This window comes from Sphingomonas sp. ASV193, assembly GCF_040203355.1.
In the GTDB taxonomy this organism is placed as follows: domain Bacteria; phylum Pseudomonadota; class Alphaproteobacteria; order Sphingomonadales; family Sphingomonadaceae; genus Sphingomicrobium.
In genome coordinates this window covers 1-3,309 of record NZ_JBEHBW010000010.1, presented here as the reverse complement: position 1 = coordinate 3,309, position 3,309 = coordinate 1, and the positions used below count along the sequence as shown (strand labels likewise).

The 3,309-nt window shown below is 51.2% G+C and carries 2 rRNA genes; both read left to right on the top strand.

Going from position 1 to position 3,309, the window contains the following annotated elements:
• The first annotated feature begins 108 nt into the window (after positions 1-108).
• Positions 109-3,044 (top strand): 23S ribosomal RNA (locus tag ABDK56_RS13115).
• A 68-nt stretch (positions 3,045-3,112) separates the two neighbouring features.
• Positions 3,113-3,228: ribosomal RNA gene (gene rrf / locus ABDK56_RS13110) — 5S ribosomal RNA — on the top strand.
• Positions 3,229-3,309: the final 81 nt, after the last annotated feature.

The window sequence follows — 3,309 nt, the reverse complement described above, 5'->3', positions numbered from 1 at the left end:
ATTGTTCTTTGAAAACTAGATAACAGTAATTGCTGAGGAAAAGTGAAACTTTTCTTTAATCAAACCAATAAATAACACAACAGTATGTTGTACCATTTATTCGCTAATGGTTAAGTTAGAAAGGGCGCACGGTGAATGCCTTGGCACTAGGAGCCGATGAAGGACGGGACTAACACCGATATGCTTCGGGGAGCTGTAAGTGAGCTTTGATCCGGAGATTTCCGAATGGGGAAACCCACTGTTCGTAATGGAACAGTATCTTTATCTGAATACATAGGATATTGAAGGCAGACCCGGGGAACTGAAACATCTAAGTACCCGGAGGAAGAGAAAGCAAATGCGATTTCCTGAGTAGCGGCGAGCGAAACGGAATTAGCCCAAACCAAGAGGCTTGCCTCTTGGGGTTGTAGGACACTCTATACGGAGTTACAAAGGAACGAAGTAAATGAAGCGACCTGGAAAGGTCCGTCGAAGAAGGTAACAACCCTGTAGTTGAAACTTCGTTCCCTCTTGAGTGGATCCTGAGTACGGCGGAACACGTGAAATTCCGTCGGAAGCTGGGAGGACCATCTCCCAAGGCTAAATACTACCTAGTGACCGATAGTGAACCAGTACCGTGAGGGAAAGGTGAAAAGCACCCCGGAAGGGGAGTGAAAGAGATCCTGAAACCGTGTGCCTACAAGTAGTCAGAGCCCGTTAACGGGTGATGGCGTGCCTTTTGTAGAATGAACCGGCGAGTTACGATCCCATGCAAGGTTAAGCTGATAAGGCGGAGCCGTAGCGAAAGCGAGTCTGAATAGGGCGTTTAGTATGTGGTTGTAGACCCGAAACCAGGTGATCTACCCATGTCCAGGGTGAAGTTCAGGTAACACTGAATGGAGGCCCGAACCCACGCACGTTGAAAAGTGCGGGGATGAGGTGTGGGTAGCGGAGAAATTCCAATCGAACCTGGAGATAGCTGGTTCTCTCCGAAATAGCTTTAGGGCTAGCCTCATGTTGTGAGAGTCTTGGAGGTAGAGCACTGATTGGACTAGGGGCCCCCAACGGGTTACCGAATTCAGTCAAACTCCGAATGCCAAAGACTTATCCATGGGAGTCAGACTGCGAGTGATAAGATCCGTAGTCAAAAGGGAAACAGCCCAGACCACCAGCTAAGGTCCCCAAGTATACGTTAAGTGGAAAAGGATGTGGAGTTGCTTAGACAACCAGGATGTTGGCTTAGAAGCAGCCACCATTTAAAGAGTGCGTAATAGCTCACTGGTCGAGTGACTCTGCGCCGAAAATGTACCGGGGCTAAACGTATCACCGAAGCTGTGGATTGACATCTTTGATGTCAGTGGTAGGAGAGCGTTCTAAGTGCAGCGAAGTCAGACCGTAAGGACTGGTGGAGCGCTTAGAAGTGAGAATGCCGGTATGAGTAGCGAAAGACAAGTGAGAATCTTGTCCACCGAATGCCTAAGGTTTCCTGAGGAAGGCTCGTCCGCTCAGGGTTAGTCGGGACCTAAGCCGAGGCTGAAAAGCGTAGGCGATGGCCAACAGGTTGATATTCCTGTACCACCTCCCCGCCGTTTGAGTAATGGGGGGACGCAGTAGGATAGGGTAAGCGCGCTGCTGGATATGCGCGTTCAAGCAGTTAGGCTGATGAGTAGGCAAATCCGCTCATCATAAAGGCTGAGCTGTGATGACGAGGGAATTATAGTACCGAAGTTCCTGATTCCACACTGCCAAGAAAAGCCTCTAGCGAGGCGGGAGGTGCCCGTACCGCAAACCGACACAGGTAGGCGAGGAGAGAATCCTAAGGTGATCGAGAGAACTCTCGTTAAGGAACTCGGCAAAATGACCCCGTAACTTCGGGAGAAGGGGTGCTCTGGTAGGGTGTATAGCCCGAGAGAGCCGCAGTGAATAGGCCCAGGCGACTGTTTAGCAAAAACACAGGTCTCTGCGAAGCCGCAAGGCGAAGTATAGGGGCTGACGCCTGCCCGGTGCTGGAAGGTTAAGAGGAGGGGTTATCCTTTGGGAGAAGCTCTGAATCGAAGCCCCAGTAAACGGCGGCCGTAACTATAACGGTCCTAAGGTAGCGAAATTCCTTGTCGGGTAAGTTCCGACCCGCACGAAAGGCGTAACGATCTGGGCACTGTCTCAACGAGAGACTCGGTGAAATTATAGTACCTGTGAAGATGCAGGTTACCCGCGACAGGACGGAAAGACCCCGTGGAGCTTTACTGTAGCCTGATATTGAATTTTGGTACAGCTTGTACAGGATAGGTAGGAGCCTGAGAAGCCGGAGCGCTAGCTTCGGTGGAGGCGTCGGTGGGATACTACCCTGGCTGTATTGAAATTCTAACCCGCGGCCCTGATCGGGCCGGGAGACAGTGTCAGGTGGGCAGTTTGACTGGGGCGGTCGCCTCCTAAAATGTAACGGAGGCGCCCAAAGGTTCCCTCAGAATGGTTGGAAATCATTCGTAGAGTGTAAAGGCACAAGGGAGCTTGACTGCGAGACCTACAAGTCGAGCAGGGACGAAAGTCGGGCTTAGTGATCCGGTGGTTCCGCATGGAAGGGCCATCGCTCAACGGATAAAAGCTACCCCGGGGATAACAGGCTTATCTCCCCCAAGAGTCCACATCGACGGGGAGGTTTGGCACCTCGATGTCGGCTCATCGCATCCTGGGGCTGTAGTCGGTCCCAAGGGTTGGGCTGTTCGCCCATTAAAGCGGTACGCGAGCTGGGTTCAGAACGTCGTGAGACAGTTCGGTCCCTATCCGTCGTGGGCGTAGGAAATTTGAGAGGAGCTGTCCTTAGTACGAGAGGACCGGGATGGACACACCGCTGGTGTACCAGTTGTCTTGCCAAAGGCATCGCTGGGTAGCTATGTGTGGACGGGATAAGTGCTGAAAGCATCTAAGCATGAAGCCCCCCTCAAGATGAGATTTCCCATAGCGCAAGCTAGTAAGATCCCTGAAAGATGATCAGGTTGATAGGTCAGAGGTGGAAGCGTGGCGACATGTGTAGCTGACTGATACTAATCGATCGAGGACTTAACCAAACTTTAAAAGCGTAAGCTTTACTCAGCAAACTGTTACCTAGTTTTGAGAGAACAATCTCATATAAATGTCTAGTGATAATGGCAAAGAGGTCACACCCGTTCCCATACCGAACACGGAAGTTAAGCTCTTTAGCGCCGATGGTAGTTGGGACTTTGTCCCTGTGAGAGTAGGACATCGCTAGGCATTTTTATTTTGCTTTTTTTATCATCGCGGGGTGGAGCAGTTCGGTAGCTCGTCGGGCTCATAACCCGAAGGTCGCAGGTT